The organism is Candidatus Poriferisodalis sp. (assembly GCF_965208485.1).
Classification (GTDB): domain Bacteria; phylum Actinomycetota; class Acidimicrobiia; order Acidimicrobiales; family Poriferisodalaceae; genus Poriferisodalis.
Map to the genome: position 1 here is coordinate 2925414 of NZ_OZ242344.1, position 23197 is coordinate 2948610.

The window sequence follows — 23197 nt, forward strand, 5'->3', positions numbered from 1 at the left end:
CCGGTGATCAGCCGCCGAGATAGAACGATGCGACGTCGCCGAAGTGGCTGACGAGGCCGGGGAAGATCCCGAGCGCCAGCGTAACGATCGCCGTGATGGCCAACGCAGCCGCCAGCGCTCCGGTCATCGGGATCGGGCCTGACGTGAAGCTCACCATCGTGGCCTGGCGCGTCCCGGTAGCCAGGAAGCCGGCGCCGTGTTCGTCATGATCAGCATCGGCAGGCTCGGGACTCGCTTCGGCCTCGTCGTCTCGGGCATCCACTCCCAGCGAGACCTGCTCGGGCACCGGCTGGAACCACATCTGCACCAGCACCCGGGCGTAGTAGCCGAAGGCGATCACCGCGTTCACCGCAACGATCGCCGCCAGCACCCAACCGGCGGGCGTGTTGGCCTCCGCCAGCGCACGGAACACCACGAACTTGGCGAACCATCCGCCCGCGGGCGGGATCCCCGCCAGCGCTGCCAGGAAGAGCGTCATCAGCACCGCCATGCCCGGTGCGTATCTGAACAGTCCGGCATAGCTGTCGATCTCGCCCGAGCGGGTCCGGCGCGCCACCGCCAGCACCACGCTGAACGCCCCCAGGTTCATGAAGGCGTAGATGATGGCGTACACGATGACGGCCTCATACGCGCTGGGCAGTATGGATGTGGTGACGCCGGTGCCCGGGACCGTCCAGGAATCGCCCTCGAACGCCACGGCGAAAGGCACCAGCATGAAGCCGCCCTGCGCCACACCCGAGTAGGCCAGCATCCGCACGATGTTCGTCTGGCGCAATGCGATCAGGTTGCCGATCGTCATGGTCACCACAGCCAGCACCCAGAAGAACGGCTGGATGATGTCGGCGGCACCTTCGAAGGCCACGAACACCAAGGCCAGCAGCGCCACCATGCCCGCTGCCTTGGACGCCACCGACAAGAACGCCGTCACCGGCGTCGGAGCACCCTCGTAGGTGTCGGGTGCCCACGTGTGGAACGGCACGGCCGACACCTTGAACGCGAACCCGATCAGCACGAACAGGATCGCCACGATCGCAATCGGGCTCGCGCCCTCACCCTTGAGCGCCTCGGCAATCGTGCCGAAGTCGGTGCCGCCGGACACGCCGAACACCAGCGACATGCCGTACAGCATCACCGCCGAGGCGAACACCCCCATCAGGTAGTACTTCAGGCCGGCCTCGTTGGAACGGGGCCCGCCCTTGCGCCACGCTGCCAGCATGTACGCGGGAATCGACAGCAGCTCCAGCGCCACGAACACGCTGACCAGGTCGCGCGAGCTGGACATCATGACCATGCCCAGCAGCGACGTCAGCAGCAGCGTGTAGTACTCGTTCTCGTAGTAGTCGCCGTCCCGCACATAGTCGACCGACATCAGCACTACGACGTAGCCGGCCAAGACGAACAGCGCCTTGAGCACCAGCGAGAAGTCGTCGACGACGTACGCGCCGCCGAACATGGACCGTTCGGCACCGTCGGCCGCCAAGGTCAGGATCGGCACCAGCGTGGCCAGCAGGCCGACGCCGGTGAGCGTGGGCATGATCCGCTTGGCCTTGTCGTCGAGCGCGATGTCGGCGACGGTCACGAGCGTGCCGACCGCGAGCAGGGTCAATTCGGGCGCGAGCGCGTGCCAGTCGAGATCAGGCCGCACAAACGCGAGAAGTGCCCCGAGGCTCATCGTCAGCTCCCGCTCACCGCTGCGCTGATGCTCTCGGCGATGCCCACCGACACGTCATCGACCACACCGAAAATCAATCCGGGGACCCAGCCGAAGAGCACCATCGCGATGATGAGCGGCGTCCACGCCGCCCACTCGTAGCGGTTGACATCGGCGATCGTGTGGCCTTCCCATTCGGGCTTGGGCTCACCGAAGGCGCTGCGCTGGAACAGCCACAGCAGGTACCCGGCGGCAAACACGGTCCCCACGGCGGCGATCACCATGTAGGTGCGGAAGGTCGCCTCAGACAGACCGGCACCGGGGTTGTAGGCCGACAGGATCGCTGGGAACTCGCCCCAGAACCCCGCCAGGCCGGGCAGGCCCAGCGACGCCATCGCGGAGATGGCCAGGATCCAGCCCATGCGAGGGGCCGACTTCAGCAGGCCGCCCAGCCGGCTGATCTCGAGCGTGTGGTAGCGCTCTTTCACCGAACCGGCCAGGAAGAACAACATCCCGGTGATGATCCCGTGGGCCACCATGCCGAACACTGCGGCGTTGATGCCGATGTCGGTCAGCGTGGCGATGCCGAGCATCACGAAGCCCATGTGCGCCACCGAGCTGAACGCGATGAGGCGCTTCATGTCGGTCTGCGCCAGGCAGCCCAAGGCGCCGTAGATGATGCCGATGACCGCCAGCAGGCCGATCCACGGCGCCCAGGCCGCAGCGCCTTCGGGCAGGAACGGCAGCGCGATCCGCACGAAACCGTAGGTGCCCAGCTTCAGCAGGACTGCTGCCAGGATCACCGAGCCCACGGTGGGCGCCTCGGTGTGCGCGTCGGGCAGCCAGGTGTGGAACGGGAACATCGGCACCTTGATGCCGAAGCCCATGAACAGGCCCGCGAAGATCAACGCCTGGGTGCTTTCGACCAGACTGCCGCCGGCAGCCTCCTTGAGGATTCGCATGTCGAAGGTGCCAGACGCGGCACCGGCCTCCGCAACCCCCGCGGGATCCACGAAGTACAGCGCCACGAAGCTGACGATCATCAGCGCTGAGCCGAACAGCGTGAACAGGAAGAACTTCAGCGAGGCATAGCGACGATTCTCGCCGCCCCACACGCCGATCATGAAGTACATCGGCAGCAGCACCACTTCGAAGAAGACGAAGAACAGGATGAGGTCCTGCGCCACGAAGGTGCCGTTCATGCCCGATGCCAAAATCAGCATCAAGATCAGGAACGCCTTGGCATTGCCCGGCTCGGGGATGTGCTCCCACGAGTAGATCACGCACAGCGGGATGATCACCATCGACAGGATCAGCAGCGGCAAGGACAGGCCGTCGAGACCCATGATGTAGTCGGCGTCAATGGCGTTGATCCAGCCTTTGTCCACCACGAACTGCAGCGACCCAGCGTTGCCGTAGTCGAAGGCGAACAGCAGGTACACGCCGACCGCCAGCGACGCCAGCGAGGCGCCGAGCGCGATCATCTTCAGCTCGAGCTCGCGCGCGCGCGGCACTGCCATCATCACGAGCGCGCCGACAGCAGGCAGGAACACCGCGAGCGTCAGCGCCCAAGCGTCGAATCCAGTTGCGTCCACTACGAAGCTCCCTCTCGGTAAGAACACGGTGCGGCGGGGTTGAGGCGGCGAGATGCCGGGGCCGCGGGGCGGTGGGTAGGTCGGCCGGCGGCGAAGCTCCCGAACAGCGCGGAGCCTGCGACGACAGCGTGACAGCGAGCGCGGGTCACAGGACGATCACGAACACGATGGCGACCACGGCCGCTGTGCCGAACAGCAGCGAGCCGTAGTTCTGGACTTTGCCGGTCTGCATCACCCGCAGACCCTGCCCGCCGGCATCGGCACCGCTGCCGAGCGCGTTGACGGTGTTGTCGATGGTGCCCTGGTCGATCCAGCGATACACCCAGCGACCGCTGTCGCGTGCCCCCTCGCCGGCGGTGTTGACCACCTTGTCGATCACGTTGTCGTTGAACCAGTTCGCCGCCCGGGCAATCGGCGCCTTGATCGAGCCCACCACGATGTCGGTGTAGAGGTGGTCGAGGTAGTACTTCTGCTCGAGGAACGTGTACCCGGCCTTGGCGTAGCGGTTCCGCTCGGTGAGCCCGTGCGGCCCGGTGTTGCGCCAGAAGTAGATGAACGTTATGGCGATGCCGGCCAGCGCCAGCGCGAGGCCAACGAGCGCCAGCCACAGCGACGGATCGGGATGCGACAGCCCGATCGCATTCAGGTAGTGCGTCGGCTCGGCGTAGGTCTGCACGAGATGCGCAAGGCCTTCAAGACCGAATATCTCCAGCACCGGCGTCGGCAGATTGAAGGCGCCCGCCACCACCGCCATGACCGCCAGAATCCACAGCGGCACCGTCATGACCTTGGGCGACTCGTGCGGGTGTCCGTGACCCCGGTATTCGCCCCAGAACGTGTACCAGATCACCCGCGTCATGTACGCGGCGGTCAGCAATGCCACGACGCAGCCGAAGATGAGCATGAGCGGGTACGCGTTCTGTTGCCCGGCGAGCGCCCCCAGCAAGATCTCGTCCTTCGACCAGAATCCGGCGAAGGGGAAGATGCCGGCCAGCGCCAGCGTCGAGATCACGAACGTCTTGTAGGTATGCGGCATGTACTTGCGCAGGCCGCCCATCTCACGCATGTCGAAGGTGTGGTGGGCCGCATGGCTGACCGAGCCGGCCCCCAGGAACAGGCAGGCCTTGAAGAAGGCGTGCGTGAACAGGTGGAACATGGCCGCGGTCCAGGCACCCACGCCCAGCGCCATCACCATGTAGCCGAGCTGGCTGACGGTGCTGTAGGCCAGCACTTTCTTGATGTCCCACTGGGCGAAGGCCAGCCCGGCACCGGCCAGCGCCGTGAAGCCGCCGATGAACGCCATCAGGTTGATCGACGAGGTGCCGATGGAGAAGCCCTCGTAGAAGACCGGGTAGAGCCGGCCGATCATGAACACGCCCGCCACGACCATCGTCGCGGCATGGATCAGCGCCGAGACCGGCGTGGGCCCGGCCATGGCATCGGGCAGCCATGTGTGCAGCGGGAACTGGCCCGACTTGGAGCACACCGCAGCCATGAGCGCAATCGAGGCGATCAGCAGGGCGAAGTGGACCTCGCTGCCCATCTCGCCGACGGCGCGATTGATCGCGTCGATGTCGAACGTGCCGAAGGTGCCGAACAGGATCGCGACGCCGACCAGCAGGCCGATGTCGCCGACGCGATTGGTCAGGAAGGCCTTCACGGCCGCGTCGGTATTCGGTCGTTCCTCCCACCAATGCCCGATCAGCACGAAGCTGCACACGCCCACCAGCTCCCAGCCCACGATCATCTGGACCAGGTTCTGGGCCATCACGAAGAAGAGCATCGAGGCGGTGAACAGGCTCAGGAAGGCGTAGTAGTGGACGAAGCGCCGGTCGCCCTTCACGTACTCGCTGGAATAGATGTGCACCAGCAAGGAGATGGACGTGACCACCAGCAGCAGCAGCACGGTCTGGCCGTCCACCAGCGTGCCCACTGCGAAGTCGACGCCGCCGCTCGACCACCAGCCGTCCGCCTCGGAGATGACGGGCTCGGTGGTGGCGTAACCGTGGCCGTCGGCGCCGTGGCCGTCGTCTTCGGCGGCGAGATGCAGCTCGCCGTCGACGCCGGCGGCTGCGGAAGCGCTCAGCCCTTCGTTGACTGCGATCTGGGCGTGTTCGGCGTCGTCGGACTTGGACGAGGTGCTGTCTTCCACCCGGGTGATCCAGGAGACCGCGGCGATCATCGAGAGAATCCACACGATGCCGATTGCGGTGATGCCCACCTTCTGGACCCGCTCCACGCCGATGACGCTGCGGCCGAACAGCAGGATGACGACGAAGGAGATCGCCGGGATCAGCGGGATGAGGAAGGCGTTCTCGAGGATCCACATACGCCGGCGCTCAGCCCTTCATCAGGTCGAACTCGTCGACCGCGATCGACTTGCGGTTGCGGTACAGCAGCAGCACGATGGCCAGGCCCACGCCGACCTCGGCCGCCGCGACCGCGATGATGAACAGGGCGAAGACCTGCCCTGACACGACGTCGTGCTGCAGCCCGAACGCCACCAGGTTGAGGTTGACAGCGTTGAGCATCAGCTCGATGGACATCAGCACCATCACGCCGTTGCGACGCGCCAGCACGCCATAGACGCCGACGGCGAACAGCACTGCACCGAGCAGCAGGAACTGGTTCAGCAGCATGAGCGCTCAGTCCCTGCGCGCCAGCACGACGGCGCCGATCAGCGCTGCCAGCAGCAGCACCGAGACGGCCTCGAACGGGATGATGTACTGCGAGAAAACCGAGTCCGACACGTCAGCCGTGCGGAAGACCGTGTTGTCGGTGGCCAGCGAATCGGTGCCGAAACGGTCGATGAGGGCGTAGACGGTGATGCCGCCCAGCGCCAGCGCCGACAGCGCCGCAACCGGCCAGGTGGCGCCGGTCATCTGGGGTATTCGCCCGATCGGCGCCCGCGTCAGCATGATGCCGAACAGGAACAGCACCATCACGGCGCCGATGTAGACGAGCACCTGCGTGGTGGCAATGAACTCGGCCGTCAGCAGCACGTAGTTGGCCGCAAGGCCGCCCAGCACCATCACCAGGAACAGGGCTGCGTGCACGATGTTGCGCGTCGAGACCATGCCAATGGCAGCTAGCACGGTGATTCCCGCGATGATGCCGAAGGCGATGTTCTGCGCAACCATCGTGCGACCTAGCTCCCGGCTCCGGACGCGAGCCTGCGAGCGCCATCGGCTTCGAGCTTGCGCGCCGGTGCGAAGTCATCAGTGCCGAACTCGGGAACCTTGCGCACCTTCTGCTCCGAGCCGGGCTCGTAGTCCAGGAACTCGGGCACGGTCTCCATCCACTCGCTGAGGCGGATGCGGTCGTGCAGCAGGTCGGCGATGTGCGGCTCTGAGTATTCGTACTCGGGCGTCCAGAACAAAGCGTCGAATGGGCACACCTCCACGCAGATGCCGCAGTACATGCACAGCGCGTAGTCGATGTCGAAGCGGTCGACCACGTTGACCGAGCGCACCGCGCCGCCGGCTCGCCGGGGCGGCGCCTTCACCTTGTGGCCCTCGATGTAGATGCACCAGTCGGGGCAGGAACGCGAGCACAGCATGCAGGCGGTGCAGTTCTCCTCGTGCAGCGCGATCACGCCGCGCGCCCGGTCGGGCGGCGCTTCTTTCTCGTGCGGGTACTGCACGGTGACCGAGCCCTGCTGCGGCGCCGGGATGAGCGTGCGAATGCCTCGCTTGGGAAACAGCGTGCGTGCAGCGGTGCGCGCCGTCACGCCGAGGCCCTTCAGGAGTCCGGGGAGCTGTGGCATCTAGAGCACCACCTTGAAAATGCCCGTCACGACAATGTTGGCGAGCGACAGCGGGATGAGCACCTTCCACGCAAACTTCTGCAGCTGGTCCTCTCGCAGGCGTGGGTAGGTGAAGCGGATCCAGAAGATGACGAAGGCCACCAGCAGGATCTTGACGAGCATCACGACGGGGCCGAGCACGTTCAGCACCGGCGCGTCGAAGTCGAAGCCGGGGATCCACCAGCCGCCCAGGAACATCACCGTGGCGAGCGCCGAGAAGGCGAACGCTGTGGCCACCTCGGCCATGAAGAACAGCAAGAAGCGGAAGCCCGTGTACTCCACGTGGAAGCCGCCGACGAGCTCGGTCTCGGCCACGGGCATGTCGAACGGCGTCTGGGTCAGCTCGGCCTGGGCGGCGATCATGAAGATCAGAAAGCCGACGAACTGCGTCAGGATGAACGGGTTGCCGATGAGGCCGAAGCCGAAGATCTCGCCCTCCGCCTGGGCTCGGACGATCTGCTGCAAGTTGAGCGAGTCGGCCTGGATGACCACGCCCATGACAGCGAGGATCAACGGCAGCTCATACGCAATGAGCTGACCCGCCGCACGCAGGCCGCCGAGCAGTGCGTACTTGTTGGCTGAGGCCCAGCCGGCCATCAGCACGCCCAGCACCGACAGCGACGAGACCGCCATCGCGTAGAAGATGCCGGTGTCCAGGTTCTCCACGACTGCGTCGGGGCCCGTGGGCAGCACCACGAACAGCAGGAACGACGAGGCCAGCACCACCACGGGGGCTGCCCGGAACACACGCCGGTCGGCGGCGGCGGGGTGGATGTCTTCCTTCTGGAGGAACTTCACCGCGTCGGCGATGAGCTGCAGCGTGCCGTAGGGGCCGACGTCCTGGGGGCCGAGCCGGCTCTGCATGAACGCCATCATCTTCAGCAGGAACAGGTAGCCGAGCATGAGCGCGGCAGTCGGGATGACGATGAGCGCGACGCCCAGCTTGATGCTGGTCTCCGCCCAGTACGCCAGTCCCAGCAGGTCCGTCACCGGTCGATATCCCCGAGGATGAAGTACAGCGAGCCGAGGATGGTGATGATGTCGGGCACGTACGTGCCCCGCATCACCCACGGCACGACCGAGATGTTGCTGAAGCTGGGCGTGCGGATCTTCACCCGGAACGGGCCCAGACCGCCCTTGGACACCACGTAGTAGCCCATCTCGCCCAGCGGGTTCTCCGTGGAGACGTAGGCCTCACCGGCGGGCACCTTGATGATGCGCGGCACCTTGGCCATGATCGGGCCCGAGGGGATGCCGTCGAGCAGCTGGTCGACGATCTTGGTGGCCTCGCGGGTCTCCTGCAGGCGCACCCAGTAGCGGGCGAACGAGTCGCCGTCGGGGTGAGTCCAGACCCGCCAGTCGACCTGATCCCAGGCGAGGCCCGGGTTTGCGTCGCGGCGCAGGTCCCAGTCGACGCCGCTGGCTCGGAGGTTGGCGCCCGACAGGCCGTAGCTGAGCGCCACGTCGCCCGGAATCACACCCACGCTGCGGCAGCGAGTTTGGAAGATCTCGTTGCCCATGAGCAGGTCTTCCATCTCGTCGCAGAAACCGCGCATCTTGGCCATGACGGCGTGCGTCTCGGCGATCCAGCCGCGGGGGATGTCGTCCTTCAGGCCGCCGATGCGGTCGAAGTTGGGGTGGAAGCGGCCGCCGGTGACCTCTTCGATCTGATTGAGCACCCGCTCGCGGTCGCGGAAGGCGAAGAACACCGGGGTGAGCGCGCCGACTTGCACGCCCATGTCGCCGAGGAACAGCGACACGTTCGCAATGCGGCTCAACTCGAACAGGATGGTGCGGATCCACTGGGCGCGTGGCGGGGCCTCCACCCCCATCAGCTGCTCGGCCGCCAAGATGAACGGCACCTCGTTGGCGAAGCTGCCCAGCCAGTCGATGCGGTTGATCAGCGTGGTGCACTGCGGGTAGGTGCGGACCTCGCACAGCTTCTCGTAGCCGCGGTGCATGTAGCCCATCAGCGGCTCGGCCGAGATGACCTGCTCGCCGTCGAGTTGGCAGGCGATGCGCAGCGTGCCGTGCGTGGCGGGGTGCTGCGGGCCGATGTTCAGCGTCATGTCGCCGGTGTCCAGCTCGACGTTGACGCGGGCATCCGCGGCCTGGGCCGCCACGTAGGCCTGCTGTGAGCGCAGGTCAGTCGCCGTTGCAGCGCTCATGCGCCCGCGCCCGATGCTTCGAACTCGGCCATCACCTCGGCCTCAAGCTGGGCTTCGAGCTCCGGCGGGATCTCTTCGATATCGACGACGCCGGGCCACGGCTTGACCGCACGCGCCAGCAGCGGGAAATCTTTGCGCAGGGGGTGGCCCTCGAATTCGGTGGGCAGGTAGATGTGTGCCAGATTCGGGTGCCCGTCGAAGACGAGGCCGAACATCTCGTGGGCCTCGCGTTCATGCCAGTCGGCACCGGCGAAGACATCGATGATCGACGGCACCGCCTCAGGCGTACTGCGCCCATCGCTGTCGGCGACCTCCGCCAGGTCGGCCTTGATGAGGACAGCGGCGTGGCGGGTCGGCGAGTGCAACTGCGCCAGCAATTGGAAGCGTGTCTCGCCGCCTCCGTGCCGCACCGTCTCCTCGGCGGTGGCGCTGGCGGCTTCGTCGTCCTGCCCGACCCCCGCGGCGTCGAACTCAGTGTCCTCGTAGCGGCCTTCGGGCGCATCGGTCCAGTCGATGGCGGAGAGGAAGCCGAAGTAGGAGAAACCGGCATCGCGCAGCGCCGTCATCGCGGCATGCCACTGCGCGACGTCGATGCGCAGCCAGAGGTTCTGCCCTGCTTCGACGTGGAATTCCACCATCGCGTCGCCGAGCAGCTCGGACAGCTCGGCGGCGAGCGCTTCACGCGCCTCGTCACCTGGCTCCGCTGCGTCCTCGCCGGTTTCGTCCGCCATGTCTACGCCTGTGCCGATCCCGCCGGCACACGTGTTGATGATGGTGCCGAGGGCGGCACCACTATCGGCTCGCCTCGCCAGCGTTCCTGCATGTCTTCGCGCTGGATGCGTTCCTGCAGCAGCACGATGCCTTCCAGCAGTGCTTCGGGTCGTGGCGGGCAGCCGGGCACGTACACGTCGACCGGGATGACCTGATCCACGCCCTTGGTGACCGAGTAGCTGTCCCAGTAGGGCCCGCCGCAGTTGGCGCACGAGCCCATCGAGATGACGTACTTGGGCTCGGGCATCTGCTCGTACAGGCGGCGGATGACCGGCGCCATTTTGTCGGTCACGGTGCCGGAGATCACCACCAGGTCGGCCTGGCGCGGGCTGGCAGGGAACGGGATGACCCCGAGCCGCATCACGTCGTACCGGGGAGAACCGAACGCGGCACCCATCTCGATGGCACAGCAGGCCAGGCCCCACTGGTACACCCACAGCGAGCGGGCCCGGCCGAAGTTCAGCAGCCAGGTGAGCGGCTTGGGCAGTTTGACCTTGTCGACCAGTGCCATCGTGGGATTCCCTCAGCCCCTCAGACCCAGCGCAGGACGCCCTTGCGCCATGCGTAGAACAGGCCCAGCACCAGGATGAAGATGAAAATTGCCATCTCGACCAGGCCGAACAGGGCATAGACCTCGAGCCGCGTCGCCCAAGGAAAGATGAACACGGCCTCCACGTCGAACAAGACAAAGAGCACCGCGAAGACGTAGTAGCGGATCTGGCTCTGGGTCCAGTCGCTGCCTACCGGATCTACGCCGCTCTCATATGCGATGAGCTTCTGCGGCGTCGGTCGCTGGGGCCGCAGGACTCGTGCGACACCGAACATCGTGAAGGCCATCAGGACTGCCGCTGTGCCGAAGATCGCGACAGTCAGATAGCTCCGCAAGAGGTCGGACACGGACCGCAACGCTAGCGACTTCGCGCCACCCTGCGCCGATTCTCGACCAGCGTGCCGACCACGGTTCCAAGGGCGACACTCAGGCGCCGGGGTGCCATCGCTTCAGCTCCACAGAGCGCTGATCGACATCGTCTCCATTCGCTTGCCGAGACTGAAGCGGTCCGAGCTCGTGTGCAGCACGGCACCAGCTATGCAACTGTTGCCGACCTGGCATGGTGAGGATCGAGATCGACCATCCAGAAGCGCGGGTCACCCGCCTTGCGAATGGCCAGAACTGGCGCGAGACACCCAGATTGTCACTGTCGACCGGTGCCGAATTGGCAGTAGAGCCGGACGGATCCCAGGGGCAAAGATGCTCCAATCGCCTGAAGCAAGGGGGGTTTACGCATGCTTCAACGTGTTCAACGTTTCGGCGGGTTCCTATCGAGCATGGTCATACCGAACATCGGTGCGTTCATCGCTTGGGGACTCATCACAGCTCTCTTCATCCCAACGGGCTGGTTGTCGAAGATCGGCAACGATGCGCTCGGCTGGGACTGGGGGACGATTACGGGTCTGACCGTCGTCCCGATGATCCGGTACCTGTTGCCGCTTCTTATCGCCTACACCGGCGGCAAGCTGATCTACGGCCACAGAGGCGGTGTGCTCGGCGCGGTCGCCGTAATGGGCGTCATCGCCGGCGCCGCGCTGCAACCGGGTTTCTGGGAAGAACTCGCCGCCGCTGCCGCTGAGGACCGCGGTGTCCAGTTCGGAATCGCCGGTGCCGGTGGAGCGCCGCAGTTCATGGGTGCGATGGTGGCCGGCCCGCTCGCCGGTTTGGTGATGCGCGAGATCGACAAGTTCCTCCAACCCCGCACGCCGTCGGGATTCGAGATGCTGGTCAACAACTTCTCCCAAGGCATCGCCGGCTTGGGCCTCGCGATGCTCGGCTACCGGATCATCGGCCCGATCATGCGCGAGATTGCCGATGCCTTCGGCAACATGGTCGAGGCCCTCAGCGATGCCGGCCTGCTGCCGCTCATGGATCTGCCCATCGAAGTCGGCAAGGTGCTGTTCCTCAACAACGCCATCAACCACGGGGTGCTCACACCGCTGGGCACCACCGACGTGGCTGAGACCGGCCGCTCGATCTACTACATGCTCGAGTCGAATCCCGGACCTGGTCTGGGGCTGCTGCTCGCGTACTGGTTTGCCGGCAAGGGGTTGGCCAAGCTGTCCGCTCCCGGTGCCATCATCATCCATTTCTTCGGCGGGATCCACGAGGTGTACTTCCCGTACGTCCTGATGAACCCGGTGATGATCGGTGCCATGTGGGCAGGCGGCATCGTGGCCGACATCGTGTTCGTGATCTTCGACGCAGGTCTGACCGGGCCGCCCTCTCCAGGCAGCATCTTCGCCTACATCTCCTTCTTGCCGTCCAACGGCGGAGCGATCGCGGGGGTGTTCCTAGGTATCGCGGCAGGAGCCGCAGCTGCGTTCATCGTCGGCTCGATCCTGCTGAGACTGTTCCCGGTCCCAGAGATCGACGACAGCGACGACGACACTTCGCTCGACGACGCCATGGAGGGTGTCCCGCTGAACTGAGATGCCGCGGAGGTTGCGCTGACCCCCAGTTGGGCGCAGCCTGAGGAGGCCGGGGCGGTTCAGGATGGCTGACTGCCCCGGTCCTCCTATTCTCGTCGGCACCGACCGGAGGTCAAAGATGACGGAGCGAGTCACCAAGACGGCGAGCGACGTGAAGCTGATCGTGTTCGCCTGCGAGGCAGGTATGGGCAGCAGCCTGATGGGCGCGAATCAGCTGAAGAAGCTGGTCAAGAAGGCCAAGCTCGACATCACTGTCGTGCACCGGCCGGTGGGGCAGCTGTCCGACGATGCCGACGTGATCGTGGTCCACCAAGGTCTGGCGAAGCAGGCCAAGGAGAAGGTTCCTACGGCTGCCATCGTGCCGTTCATTCTGTTCGTGAATGACCCGTCGGTGAAGCAGCTCGTCGCAACGCTGAAGGCCGGTGATCCGGTCGTGTCGAAGATCTGAGCGCTGACGTGGACGACAGTGCAGAGGACGGACTTGGGTCTGTCCTGACCCGAGCGGACGTTGTGCTCGGGTGCCGAGCGAATTCCATGGACGAAGCCATCGAGCACGCGGGCGGCCTGCTCGTGAATCGTAACTCGGTGACGCCCCCCTATGTCGAGGGGATGAAACAGCGGGAACGAGTTGTGTCCACGTATCTGGGCAACGGCGTCGCCCTGCCCCATGGGGTGAACGAGAGCAAGGACTTCATCCGGTCGACGGGCATCGTGGTCGCTCAGTACCCCGATGGCGTCGACTGGGGGCCGGGAACGGCGCATCTGGTGGTCGGGCTCGCGGCGGTCGGCGACGATCACGTACGCGTCCTGTCGCAGCTAGCGGAGATACTGCAAGACGAAGAGCTCTGCGAGCAGCTTGCGCAGACGGGCGATGCCGAGTTCGTCTACACCCAGCTGAGTGCTGCACCCCCTTCCGACGACTGAGTACGGCGACGATTGAAGGCAGGAACTGGAGACCTCGATGAGCGCAGTGTCCGCCGAAGTGGTCATCACCAATCCCCACGGACTTCATGCCCGACCCGCCGCGGTCATGGTCGAGCGACTGAAGACCTTCGATGCGGAAGTCACGATCGAGGCCGGCCAGAAGACCGCGAACGCGGTGAGCATCATGAGCGTGCTCGCGCTCGGAGCGGGGCACGGTGACACTGCACGTGTCCACTCCGAAGGCCCTCAGGCCGAGGCCGCGCTTGAGGCTGTCGTGGCCATTCTCACCGAGGAGGAGTGACATGAGCAGACTCGAGCATGACGCATTGGTTGCCGCTGTAGCGGAGGCGGTCGGGGCGTCAGTGGATGACTCGGGCGCGGCCGACCTGGTGTTCGAGAAGGGCTCCATCGTCGTCGCCGCCAGCGCCGAGGAACTGAAGGGCGCCTTCAAGCGCGTGAAGAAGATCGACGGCTACCGATGGGTGGCCATCAACCGCGCCGACCTGTTCGGCGCGAACCCGCTTTCCCTGGGCTCCAAGGCCGGAATCATCGATGCTCACGGCGAGATTCTCAAGAACGCAGACATACCTCGCAGGAAGGTCTGAGCGCACGTTCCGAAGCTCCTAAGCCAAGATTCTCATTTGTCGGGAAGCCGCCCACCAAGAAGGAACATTCAAGCCTGCGGCCGTCGCACTGCCGCTCATTGCTCAAGTTCCTATCCGCAGAGCCGGCGTGTCTCAACCTCAGCGAGGATCATGGCTACCCGGGCACTGACAACATCACTGTCGTCATGGCCACCACCCGCATCGTGAGCAGCATCGTGAGCCTCAATGGCACCTACGTATTCGCGCTCTCGATCAACCTGTCTCAAAACTGCGTTCTCGCACGCAATAGCTGACCCACGTGCCGAGCACCCCGAAGCAATTAGAGCGATTGCCAATAGGGCGAACTTTCGCTGACCGATCACGCTGGTCCAAGGCTCTCGGACTACCAGAGGTACTTGTCGGGATCCCACCAGTTGTGGTCATGCGGGATGCTCTCACAGGTCACAACGGTTTGCCAGTGGTCCAAATAGCTGCCGTTGACTACAACCCACACTCGACCGCTCTCGTAACAATGAACCTGCGTGTCGGCGCTGGCCGGTGTGATTCCGCCGAATGGAAGCCCGAAAGAAACCAGAGAAACTACGAGCGCCAGCAAGACAGCCGCGGATCCGCGACGGATTCGGGTCGATGTCAACTTGGCTGGCGCTCGTGTGACTCCGCATTACCATGAGACGTTGCCAATTGCATGTGGTTTCTCCTTACGTTACTCCAAGTGATAGGTACATCTTTATGCTTGGGATCCGCCCGGCTCTACTGCCAATTCGGCACCGGTCGACAACGACATTTCGGTGCCCGCGCGGCACGGTGTCACAGCGCCAATCGGTCACAACGGCGGCCGACTGCGACGGAGCGATCAGGCGTACTGCGCGACCTGTGCGACGTCGATGGTCGACATCAACGGGCTGACCACCACCACCGGTACACCGCTGGCTCGCAGCGGCACCGTCGAGATGACCAGATCGAAGTCGTCATGGCGGAGATCTTCGAATCCTCGCTCGGACAGGACCTCCACCAGGTCCAGTTCCGGGAACTCAGACTTGATCCGCGAGACGAGCACCCAGACGGTGGCCATCCCGCTGGGGCAGACGACAAGAGCGCGCCGCCTCGGCCGGAGCCTGGCTCGCTCCATGGCACCCGAGACGTACATGGTGATAAAGCCGATCTCGTCTTCGGCAACCGCCACGTGCATTGCCTCGGTAAGCAGCGATGCCATCTCCGCAGCAACGGCATAGACGTCCGGATAGCGCTCTCGCACCTCGTCAAGCAGCGGATTGTGGATGGGCAAGCCATAGCGCAGGCGAACACCGAGACGCTCGAGGTGAGATGCCAATCCGCGCCTGAGTTCGGAGTCGTCGACGAGGGCAGTGTGCAGCCTGTCGCCGGCGAGCCGCATGATCTCGTCGAGGAGGCTGTCGGCGACACCCTCGGAACCCGGACGCACGGTGTCCAGGGCATCGAGGCCGAGCAGATATTCGGTGATTGTCGCCACCTCCGCAGCGGGCAGGCTGGTGCCAGCGAGCTGTTCCAAGCTCGGAACGATGGTCGCAACGCTGCGGGCAATGGGGTGATCCATCGCCGAGCGATGCACGCCGGCATCGAGTGCCACGCTTCGTCCTGCGCGGATCCTGGCCACCGACACGGCGAGGTACAGCGCGAATACCGCGTCGCTGCGGCCGGTGGTGAGGGTCTGGCCGAGCGCGCTGGCCCGGACGAGCGCGGCGGTCTCGACGAGGGGAAGCGTGAATATCCGTTCCAGCAGGCCGACCGGCACCCGCGCGGTCGCCTGTTGCGCGGCAGAGGGCGCTTCAGCGAGCTGCAGGTGCAGGACCTCTTCGGGGATCGCTTCGAGAATGAGCTGCACGGTGACGCGGCGGATGCGCCGTTCGGTACCGACGACAGAGATGCCGCGGCCGGCGCGCCGCACCAGCGGAAGCCCGTTGCGCTCGAGCCACGGTTCACACCTCTGCAAGTCGCGTCGGGCCGACGTCTTCGACACCTCCAGTTCTAGGTGCAGCTCCTCAAGAGACACCACGTCCGGCGCCTCCCACAGCAGCGCCGCGAGGAGAATCCGGGCCCGTTCAGGCGGGGCATAGACCCGCGGCACTTCTGGCAACGACCGGATGTCAGCGGCGATTCTCGAACGAACATCCGGTGAGGCGGTCACGAGCAGGCCCTGACCACGCTTGCGCGCGAGTTCGGCACCGCACGTTCGCAGAAAGTGCTCGACTTGGTCGAGGCGGTAGCGGACAACGCGCTGGCTCAATCCGAGATCCGACGCCAGCGCGGCAGTGCTGCGCGGCTGATCCTGCTGCAGCAGCCACCGGGTGATCCGCAGCGCTCGCGTGTCGAGCAGCGCCGTCATGGTCCGGCCGGAGGGTTGGCGATGATGCCGCGAGCCTCGTCGGCAGTCGCCGCACCCAGCGCCGCCAGGATCATCGATTCGGCGGAGGAAGCATCCATCGTCGCAATCGCCGACTTGACGAGATTTACCGCCCGGGGGCTGACGGAGAGCTTGTCGACGCCCATGGCAGCAAACGCCGCCGCGCCGAGCGGATCAGCTGCAGCCAGGCCACAGACCGACACGCCGATGCCATTGCGCTTCGCGGCGGCCACCGTGCGCTCGCACAGAGCGAGCACCGCGGGATGGAGCGGATCTTGGAGCTCGTCGAGCCCGATGTTGGTGCGATCAGCAGCCATGGCGTACTGCGTGAGATCGTTGGTGCCGATCGAGAAGAAATCCACATGAGGCGCCACAGCGTCGGCGATGAGTGCCACCGAGGGGACTTCCACCATGATCCCGATCGGCGGCAGGTCATGACGGATGCCTCGCGCCGTGAGCCCTGCCGAGACTTCGACGATGCGATCGCGCAGCGCTCGAATCTCGGTCACTGTGGAGACCATGGGCAGCATCAGCCAGATCGGAGCGTCGGTCGCAGCTCGCAGGATTGCTCGTACTTGCGTTTCGAACACTTCGGGAAACTGGCTGTAGAGACGGGCACCGCGTACGCCCAGGAACGGATTCTCCTCTGCCGCGATGCTGAGGTAGGGCGCAGGCTTGTCCCCGCCGATGTCAAAGGTCCTGATGACCACCGGCTCGCTGAAGCTGGTGCCGGCAAAGGAGTAGAAGTCGAGTTGTTCGTCCTCGCTGGGCGCGTCGGACCGGTCGAGAAACAGGAATTCTGTGCGAAGCAGGCCGATGCCCTCGGCTGCAGCGGCCACGGCGCGCTCGACATCGTCGCGAGATCCCACGTTGGCGGGCACCTGAATCCGATGGTCGCCGAGGGCCACGCCGACCCCCCGGAACTGATCGGCGGCAGCGATCGCAGCCTCGAGCGCTTCACGGCGTGCCGCAAAGTCCTCGACGGTCACATCGGTCGGGTGGACGACAATGTCGCCCGTCGAGCCGTCGATGGCGACTGGGACGCCTGCTTGCGCGCGCTCGACGATGCCAGTGGCGCCTACCACTGCCGCGACGCCCAGCGATCGAGCGATGATGGCAACGTGCGAGGTAGGACCGCCGGCCTCCGTGACGAAGCCGAGAACCGCAGCGGGGTCGAGCGCGGCGGTATCGGCGGCCGTGAGCGCTCTCGCTACCAGCACTGACGGCACGTCGATCTGACCCAAGTCCGGTGTTTCGATGCCTGCGAGCTGGCGTCGAATCCGGTCGGTGACCTCGACGACGTCCTGGGCGCGTGCCGCGATGTACGGATCGTCGATCGCTGCGAACACGTCTTCGATCTGCTGGCGCGCCTGCTGCAGCGCCGCATCGAGTGCGGCGCCGTCGCCGAGGGCAGCAGCAACGGCATCAGCGAGCATCGGGTCCTGCGCCATCAGCGCCTGGGCTTCAAGCACGTCGCCGGCTTCGGAGCGCCCGGCCGCTCGAGCCGTCTGACACATGATCCCGAGTTGCTCGCTCACCGCTGCGCTCGCTTCGTTGAACGCAGCTACGGGATCTGCGACGTCGGGCACCTCTGCTGTCTGCGGGTCGATGACGATCGCTGGCCCGATGGCAACACCCGCCGAGGCTGGAGTGCCGCCGAGCCGGAGTTCCCCCGAGTCGTTCATTGCTCGCCCAATCGCTCGGTCAGGGCGTCGTACAGGCATGCTCCCCCCACGAGTGTGATGCTCGCAGTGACGGTCAGCAGGGCGAGCGTGAACACGACCGTCAGAGCTGACACGTCATAGCCGAGCGGGATCGCGGCCAGCAGATTGAACGCCCCGAACAGCGCCAGGATCGCGAAGAGCGCGACACGGCGCTTGGTGCCGAGGCGGACACTGGTGCCCAGTGCTCGCAGGCCTCCCTTCGCCGCCCGGTCGGCGACGACGTAGCCATAGAACCCGTAGAACAGCGTGGCGAGAATCGATGGAATGCCGGCCAGGTACCGCAGGCCGAGCAGGAAGGCCGCCCAGAAAAACACGGCGCAGACGAGCTGCGCAAGAAACTGCTTGCCGTTGCGCCAAGGTCCGGCAAGATCGATCGGCTGGTCGCGGGCAGCGTCAAGGGCATACGCGAACCACGGCAGCGCAATGGTGCCGGCGAGCACGAGCCCGACGAGATCGAGGACGATCGACTGAAAGGTCCTGCCGTCGTTGATCGCGACCTGCGCCCAGAAGCGGAAGACGCCGAATACGGCAATGGTGACCGCGGCGGCAGCCGTGAGAGGGACCAGATTCCTGACATAGCCCGAGATGCCGGAACGGAACATCGCCGAGATCCGTAGCGGAAACTGCTCGCTCATGCTGATTCCCCCACCGGCAGATGTTGCGGGACGCATTGCGATACGGCAACCGCCTGTCGATCTTCGAGGCTGACGCAGGCGCCGGCCGTTCCCACCGATCTCACCGCGGCTCCCGCCCAGGCAAGCCCTTCAGCGAGAGCCGCCGAGCCCCGACCGCCCGCAGCGATAAAGCCAGCCAGGAGTGCATCGCCTGCACCGACCGTGTTGCGCACGTCGGCAACCGAGACGGTTCCGTAAGCCAACTCGTCACCCACCAGCACAGCACCGAAGCGGCCCAGGCTGACCAGCACCGCACCCCAGCCGCGTTCACACAGGTCCCGGGCGGTCTCAACGACATCGCCCAATGTGCATATCCGCCGGCGCGTGAGACTGACCAACTCGCTGAGGTTCGGCTTCACCACGGCGCATGGCGTCCCGACGAGCAGCTCGAGCGGTTCGCCGCTGGAATCGACTGCGAGGCGCTGCGCCGCGTCGGGGCGCGACATGGCGAGCTGCGCGTAGAAGTCGGCCGGCGTACCGGGCGCGAGACTCCCGCTGGCAACGAGCCAGTCCGAACCCGAACCCGTCGCCGCGGCGCGTATCAGCTCGCCGGCCTCCGCGCCATTGAGTTCCGGTCCCGGCTCGTTGATCTTCGTCGTTGTGCCATCGGGCTCTACGACCGTGATGTTGCTCCGGATGGAGCCTCGAATCCGCACTGCCTGCGACGTCACCCCGGTTGCGGCCAACGCGGCATCAAAAGCCGCAAAGTCGTCATCGTTGGCCGGAAACACGGCCCGAGCCGGGTGTTCGTTGACGGCCAGGGCGCGGGCGATGTTCACTCCCTTGCCCGCGCATTCGATGCGCACCAGCGATGCCCGGTGGACCTCACCTCGATCAAGCGCGTCGACGCGCAGCGTCCGATCGAAACTCGGATTCGGGGTCAGCGTCGTGATCACGAGTCCTCGACGGCGCCATAGGCCTCGATGAGTCGCCGTTCAGCTTCGGATGTCCACTGGCCCTGCGGTCCCAGGGCACCCCCGATCTCGGGGTACCTGTCGGACAGCTCGTCGAGTCCGAGCAGCGGCATGCCGGAGACTTGGGGAAAGATGACGATCTTGCCGGCGAACCGGCCGTCGAGCATCGCCTGCACGCCGTCGCGCCCCGCCTCGATTCCGCCGACCGCAGCCAGGTTCAGGTCGGGTGACAGCGAACCCTGCGCTGTCTTGTCGAGCACGAGCGCTTGATCGTCGAGTGTCGAGCCCGATGTGCCGGTGTACTGGGCATTGCTCAGATACACCTGGCTCATGTCGAGCGGCCCGGTTGTGCCGTTCGCGACACCGGCGAAGAACACGAGCATCCCGTCGGCGCTCATCAGTTGCGCCGCCGAGGCCATGACCGACGCGACCGGCACGGTGACGACGACATCGTCCGCGCCAGCTCCGTTTGAACGCTGGTTGATCAACTCACGCACGCTCGAGTCGGACGCATCGGCGTTCAGCACGATGAGCTCGATGCCCGAGCGCTCCGCAAGCGGGCCGAGCGACGTTTGCAGCACGTCGAGTCGCTCCCTGTCGGGGTCGATGCCGATGATCGTGGCCGGGCCATCAGCCTTCTCGAGGGCTCGTTGCACGTGCATCTGGCCCATCGGCCCGCCTGCGCCGACGAACACCGCCAACCCCTGAGCACGCAGGTCGCAGCGATTTCGCTGCTCGCCGTATGCGGCATCGACATCCGGGCCACGCGTGCCGACAAAGGCTGTGTAGTCGTAGTGCAGACGGCCAAAGTCGACAGATGACAGACCGTCAAGCGGGCGCTCGCCGACGAGATTGAGCGTGCCGCGATAGGCGATGTGCCGTGCGACCTCAGTCACCTGGGCAGCGGAGTCGGGATCGAGAAGGACGATGTCATCGAAGCCGTGGCCATCGGTTTCGCGCTCGACGAGCGACGCGTATGCGTCCAAGTCCATGGCGTCCGCGACCGACGTCTCGGTCTGCGGGCCGATCGACTCGAGCACGGCGGTGGCGGTGTTCGGGCCCACACCGGTCAGTACCACTCGGGCGGCATCCCGGAACGTCTCGCCAAAGTCGTAGCTGCGCTGGTCGTCTGGGCGACCGATGACCCACGCCGTTCCGCCGCTCAGCGGCCAGAGCCGGCGGCGTTGCGTGTACGCGGCTTCCACGCATGCCCACGGCTCCGACAGCGCTGCCGCCGCGTACCCGATGCCGTCAGCGACCGGGATCACATACGAAACGCCGTCTGCTGCGAGGATCTCGGGGCCGATCAGGTGGTACTGGATCAAGCCGCCGGGGATCGTATAGCCGTAGGCAGTGCTGCGACCGTCCAGATAGATGTCCGGCTGGATCGCGAGACGATCACCCGTACGGTAGAGCTCAGCGAGATCGTCACCCACGTCAATGACGGTCACCGCGGCCTCATGGCCGAGGCGAATGGGGTCAACCGACAGATCGCGGCCGTACAGCTTGGGATGCTCCGAGCCGAGACGGATCAGCTTGACGTCGGAGAAGCAGAGCCCGACCGCGTCAACCCGCACCAGCAGCTGATCGCGAGCAGGCTCAGGAATATCGACCGGTTCAGGACGCCCGTCGCGGCCGATGCTCTCGACTCCCTCGCCGTAGGTGTTCCATGCAAGATTCGGGCAAGGCAGGGGTGCTGTGCCCTCGCGGTATCGGTCGTATGACCATGCGCCGGTCGCCGTCACGGGCCGAACCTCCCTGCGGGAGCTTCACCCCAAGCTCCGCAGGCTCCATCGTTGACGGCAGCTCAAACGCTTGCAACCGGCAGTTTGGCTGAGAGCAGATCGGCCAAACTGGCGCAATAGATCGCTTCTGTCACATCAGCGATGGCCGTCGCTCTAGAGCGTCGGATAGCGGCCCATGTGGGCTTGCCGCATCCACATATACACCGTGAATCGGGTCACACCGGCGGCCTTGGCAATTTCCTTCGTTGTTGTGCCAGCACTCGCGAGCTTGCGCTCCAGGTCTTGCCGGAGCGATTGCTGACGTTCGATGTCACCCGCCTGCGATGCCTGGTCCGCAATCTGGCGGGCGAGGCTGCGCATCTCACGTCCGAGCGGTGTCATCGCAACGTCACCCTACGCATCGCGAGACGTCTTGGCAGCTTGTTTCGCGTCGCCACATTTGGGTCACATTCGGTTCTTACGTTGCTCCCCAAGTCAGAACCTCACGAAAGGAGAATGACATGGGGTTCACGAATTCAAGAGCAAGGAAATGGGCTGCCGGAGCACTCGCAGGAGTCACGCTCTCGGCGGCGGCGCTGGGCGGGTTCGCCGTCGGCGCCGGTGCCGGGGAAGGCCCCGAGATTGCCGAGCCCAAGGCGGGCCAGGTGATCGGCGACCGGGGCGGCGGCGAGCGCCAAGGCGCCGGCGAAGGCACCGAGGGCGCCGGCGGCCACGCCGAGGGCAACGAAGGCGGCCGTGAGAACGGCCGTGAGGCCGGCGGCGAGACCGGTCGAGAGACCGGCGGCGAGGGCGCTGAGGCGAACCCGACCCACGCCGAGGGCGTCGAGGGTGCCGGCGAAGGCGGCAGCGCCGAGATCAACGAGGCGCTGATGTCGAGCCCGGTGATCCCGCTGGATCAGACCTGGACCGGCAACCTGGGCGGCCTGGACGTGGCGGCCAGCTACGACACGGCGACCCAGACCGTGCGCACCACTGTGCGCAACACCACCGCCCAGACGCTGTGCTACGTGCAGTCCGAGCCGCACATGAAGCTCGGCGCGCAGACGGTCGGCGAGCTGGGCCCCCAGAAGCTCGGCGACCTGGCGCCCGGCCAGTCGGCGACGTCGGTGCTGTCAGTCGCCGGCGAGCCGACGATGGCAGGAGTGCCGTTCGACGGCTACGTGGTGCACATGGAGGTGTTCGACTGCAACGGGCCCGGCCCCATCCCCCACTCCGGCGGCGAGGGCGGCGAGGGCGCTGAAGGCCCGGGCGGCCACGCCGAAGGCAACGAGGCAGGCGGCGAACGCGGCGGTGAGCGCGGCGGCGAGGTGACCGAGGCAGGCGGCGAAGGCGGGGGTGACACTGCGGTGGCGCTCACGCCAAACCAGACCTACGACGTGACCCGCAACGGCGCCCGGCTGAGGATGGCCTACGACCCCGCCACGAACACGTTCCGGGGCACCGTGACCAACACCACCAACAGCGTGCTGACCCGAGCCCGGGTGGAGATCCACCTCTCCAACGGCACCGAGCTGGGACCCACCACGCCGACGGACTTGGCGCCCGGGCAGACCATCCGGATCGACCTGCCCGCCACCCAAGCGCCGTTCGCCACTTGGAGCCCGCACGCCGAGGTCGGCAACGCCGAAGCCGGCGAGAGCGGCACCGGCGGCGGCGAAGGCGCCGAGCGAGCAGGCGGCCACGCCGAAGGCAACGAAGGAGGTGCCAGCTGACCCCACACCCCGGCTGCCCTTCGCAGACGGCCGGTGACCCCCTCCCAT

23 protein-coding genes are annotated in these 23197 nt (G+C 65.8%); 6 read left to right on the forward strand and 17 right to left on the reverse strand.

Annotated features, from left to right (window positions below; genetic code table 11):
- Nucleotides 1–7 precede the first annotated feature (7 nt).
- The 11 genes from ACOGXQ_RS13715 to ACOGXQ_RS13765 form a co-directional block, all read right to left on the reverse strand.
- The gene (locus ACOGXQ_RS13715; RefSeq protein WP_419944195.1) at nucleotides 8–1672 is read right to left on the reverse strand and encodes an NADH-quinone oxidoreductase subunit N; all 1665 of its coding nucleotides are present in this window, start codon (nucleotides 1670–1672) and stop codon (nucleotides 8–10) included.
- Nucleotides 1673–1674: 2 nt separating this feature from the next.
- Nucleotides 1675–3246: a complex I subunit 4 family protein gene (locus ACOGXQ_RS13720; RefSeq protein WP_419944196.1), complete on the reverse strand. Its 1572-nt coding sequence runs from the start codon at nucleotides 3244–3246 to the stop codon at nucleotides 1675–1677.
- 145 nt (nucleotides 3247–3391) lie between these two features.
- Complete coding sequence (gene nuoL / locus ACOGXQ_RS13725; RefSeq protein ID WP_419944197.1) at nucleotides 3392–5575, reverse strand: NADH-quinone oxidoreductase subunit L; 2184 nt, start codon at nucleotides 5573–5575, stop codon at nucleotides 3392–3394.
- A gap of 10 nt (nucleotides 5576–5585) precedes the next feature.
- Nucleotides 5586–5885, reverse strand: a complete 300-nt coding sequence (nuoK, locus tag ACOGXQ_RS13730) for an NADH-quinone oxidoreductase subunit NuoK (RefSeq protein WP_419930657.1) — start codon at nucleotides 5883–5885, stop codon at nucleotides 5586–5588.
- A gap of 6 nt (nucleotides 5886–5891) precedes the next feature.
- A complete protein-coding gene (locus ACOGXQ_RS13735) occupies nucleotides 5892–6386 on the reverse strand; it encodes an NADH-quinone oxidoreductase subunit J (RefSeq protein WP_323671378.1) in 495 nt (164 codons plus the stop codon).
- Between the two features lie 8 nt (nucleotides 6387–6394).
- A complete protein-coding gene (locus ACOGXQ_RS13740; RefSeq protein WP_419944198.1) occupies nucleotides 6395–7012 on the reverse strand; it encodes a NuoI/complex I 23 kDa subunit family protein in 618 nt (205 codons plus the stop codon).
- Nucleotides 7013–8041: an NADH-quinone oxidoreductase subunit NuoH gene (nuoH, locus tag ACOGXQ_RS13745; RefSeq protein ID WP_419863466.1), complete on the reverse strand. Its 1029-nt coding sequence runs from the start codon at nucleotides 8039–8041 to the stop codon at nucleotides 7013–7015.
- Nucleotides 8038–9219, reverse strand: coding sequence for an NADH-quinone oxidoreductase subunit D (locus ACOGXQ_RS13750; RefSeq protein WP_419930654.1), 1182 nt, complete (start codon nucleotides 9217–9219; stop codon nucleotides 8038–8040). Before ACOGXQ_RS13750 ends, nuoH begins: the two co-directional genes overlap by 4 nt.
- Nucleotides 9216–9950: an NADH-quinone oxidoreductase subunit C gene (locus tag ACOGXQ_RS13755; protein WP_419944199.1), complete on the reverse strand. Its 735-nt coding sequence runs from the start codon at nucleotides 9948–9950 to the stop codon at nucleotides 9216–9218. Before ACOGXQ_RS13755 ends, ACOGXQ_RS13750 begins: the two co-directional genes overlap by 4 nt.
- A gap of 2 nt (nucleotides 9951–9952) precedes the next feature.
- Nucleotides 9953–10501 carry an NADH-quinone oxidoreductase subunit B gene (locus ACOGXQ_RS13760; RefSeq protein WP_419930653.1) on the reverse strand — a complete coding sequence of 183 codons (549 nt, stop codon included), beginning with the start codon at nucleotides 10499–10501 and terminating at the stop codon, nucleotides 9953–9955.
- 20 nt (nucleotides 10502–10521) lie between these two features.
- Complete coding sequence (locus ACOGXQ_RS13765) at nucleotides 10522–10887, reverse strand: NADH-quinone oxidoreductase subunit A (protein WP_419930652.1); 366 nt, start codon at nucleotides 10885–10887, stop codon at nucleotides 10522–10524.
- Between the two features lie 429 nt (nucleotides 10888–11316).
- Here ACOGXQ_RS13765 and ACOGXQ_RS13770 point away from each other — a divergent pair, with 429 nt between their 5' ends.
- The 5 genes from ACOGXQ_RS13770 (at nucleotide 11317) to ACOGXQ_RS13790 (ending at nucleotide 14000) form a co-directional block, all read left to right on the forward strand.
- Nucleotides 11317–12471, forward strand: coding sequence for a PTS transporter subunit EIIC (locus ACOGXQ_RS13770; protein WP_419944200.1), 1155 nt, complete (start codon nucleotides 11317–11319; stop codon nucleotides 12469–12471).
- 118 nt (nucleotides 12472–12589) lie between these two features.
- Nucleotides 12590–12919, forward strand: coding sequence for a PTS lactose transporter subunit IIB (locus tag ACOGXQ_RS13775; protein WP_419944201.1), 330 nt, complete (start codon nucleotides 12590–12592; stop codon nucleotides 12917–12919).
- A gap of 8 nt (nucleotides 12920–12927) precedes the next feature.
- Nucleotides 12928–13395, forward strand: coding sequence for a PTS sugar transporter subunit IIA (locus ACOGXQ_RS13780; protein ID WP_419944202.1), 468 nt, complete (start codon nucleotides 12928–12930; stop codon nucleotides 13393–13395).
- Between the two features lie 37 nt (nucleotides 13396–13432).
- Nucleotides 13433–13696 carry an HPr family phosphocarrier protein gene (locus ACOGXQ_RS13785; protein WP_419944203.1) on the forward strand — a complete coding sequence of 88 codons (264 nt, stop codon included), beginning with the start codon at nucleotides 13433–13435 and terminating at the stop codon, nucleotides 13694–13696.
- Between the two features lies 1 nt (nucleotide 13697).
- Nucleotides 13698–14000, forward strand: a complete 303-nt coding sequence (locus ACOGXQ_RS13790; protein WP_419944204.1) for a hypothetical protein — start codon at nucleotides 13698–13700, stop codon at nucleotides 13998–14000.
- Nucleotides 14001–14853: 853 nt separating this feature from the next.
- Here ACOGXQ_RS13790 and ACOGXQ_RS13795 read toward each other — a convergent pair.
- The 6 genes from ACOGXQ_RS13795 to ACOGXQ_RS13820 form a co-directional block, all read right to left on the reverse strand.
- Nucleotides 14854–16362 (reverse strand): BglG family transcription antiterminator, encoded by a 1509-nt coding sequence (locus ACOGXQ_RS13795; protein ID WP_419944205.1) that lies wholly within the window; start codon nucleotides 16360–16362, stop codon nucleotides 14854–14856.
- The gene (ptsP, locus tag ACOGXQ_RS13800; RefSeq protein WP_419944206.1) at nucleotides 16359–18065 is read right to left on the reverse strand and encodes a phosphoenolpyruvate--protein phosphotransferase; all 1707 of its coding nucleotides are present in this window, start codon (nucleotides 18063–18065) and stop codon (nucleotides 16359–16361) included. The genes ACOGXQ_RS13795 and ptsP overlap by 4 nt, the downstream gene beginning before the upstream one ends.
- Nucleotides 18062–18739, reverse strand: a complete 678-nt coding sequence (locus ACOGXQ_RS13805) for a hypothetical protein (RefSeq protein WP_419944207.1) — start codon at nucleotides 18737–18739, stop codon at nucleotides 18062–18064. The genes ptsP and ACOGXQ_RS13805 overlap by 4 nt, the downstream gene beginning before the upstream one ends.
- The gene (locus tag ACOGXQ_RS13810; RefSeq protein WP_419944208.1) at nucleotides 18736–19674 is read right to left on the reverse strand and encodes a 1-phosphofructokinase family hexose kinase; all 939 of its coding nucleotides are present in this window, start codon (nucleotides 19672–19674) and stop codon (nucleotides 18736–18738) included. The genes ACOGXQ_RS13805 and ACOGXQ_RS13810 overlap by 4 nt, the downstream gene beginning before the upstream one ends.
- The gene (locus ACOGXQ_RS13815; protein WP_419944209.1) at nucleotides 19671–21437 is read right to left on the reverse strand and encodes a zinc-binding dehydrogenase; all 1767 of its coding nucleotides are present in this window, start codon (nucleotides 21435–21437) and stop codon (nucleotides 19671–19673) included. Before ACOGXQ_RS13815 ends, ACOGXQ_RS13810 begins: the two co-directional genes overlap by 4 nt.
- Before the next feature lie 153 nt (nucleotides 21438–21590).
- Nucleotides 21591–21797, reverse strand: coding sequence for a hypothetical protein (locus ACOGXQ_RS13820; protein WP_419944210.1), 207 nt, complete (start codon nucleotides 21795–21797; stop codon nucleotides 21591–21593).
- 140 nt (nucleotides 21798–21937) lie between these two features.
- Between ACOGXQ_RS13820 and ACOGXQ_RS13825 the strand changes: the two genes are divergently transcribed.
- Nucleotides 21938–23149, forward strand: coding sequence for an FxLYD domain-containing protein (locus tag ACOGXQ_RS13825; protein WP_419944211.1), 1212 nt, complete (start codon nucleotides 21938–21940; stop codon nucleotides 23147–23149).
- Nucleotides 23150–23197 lie beyond the last annotated feature (48 nt).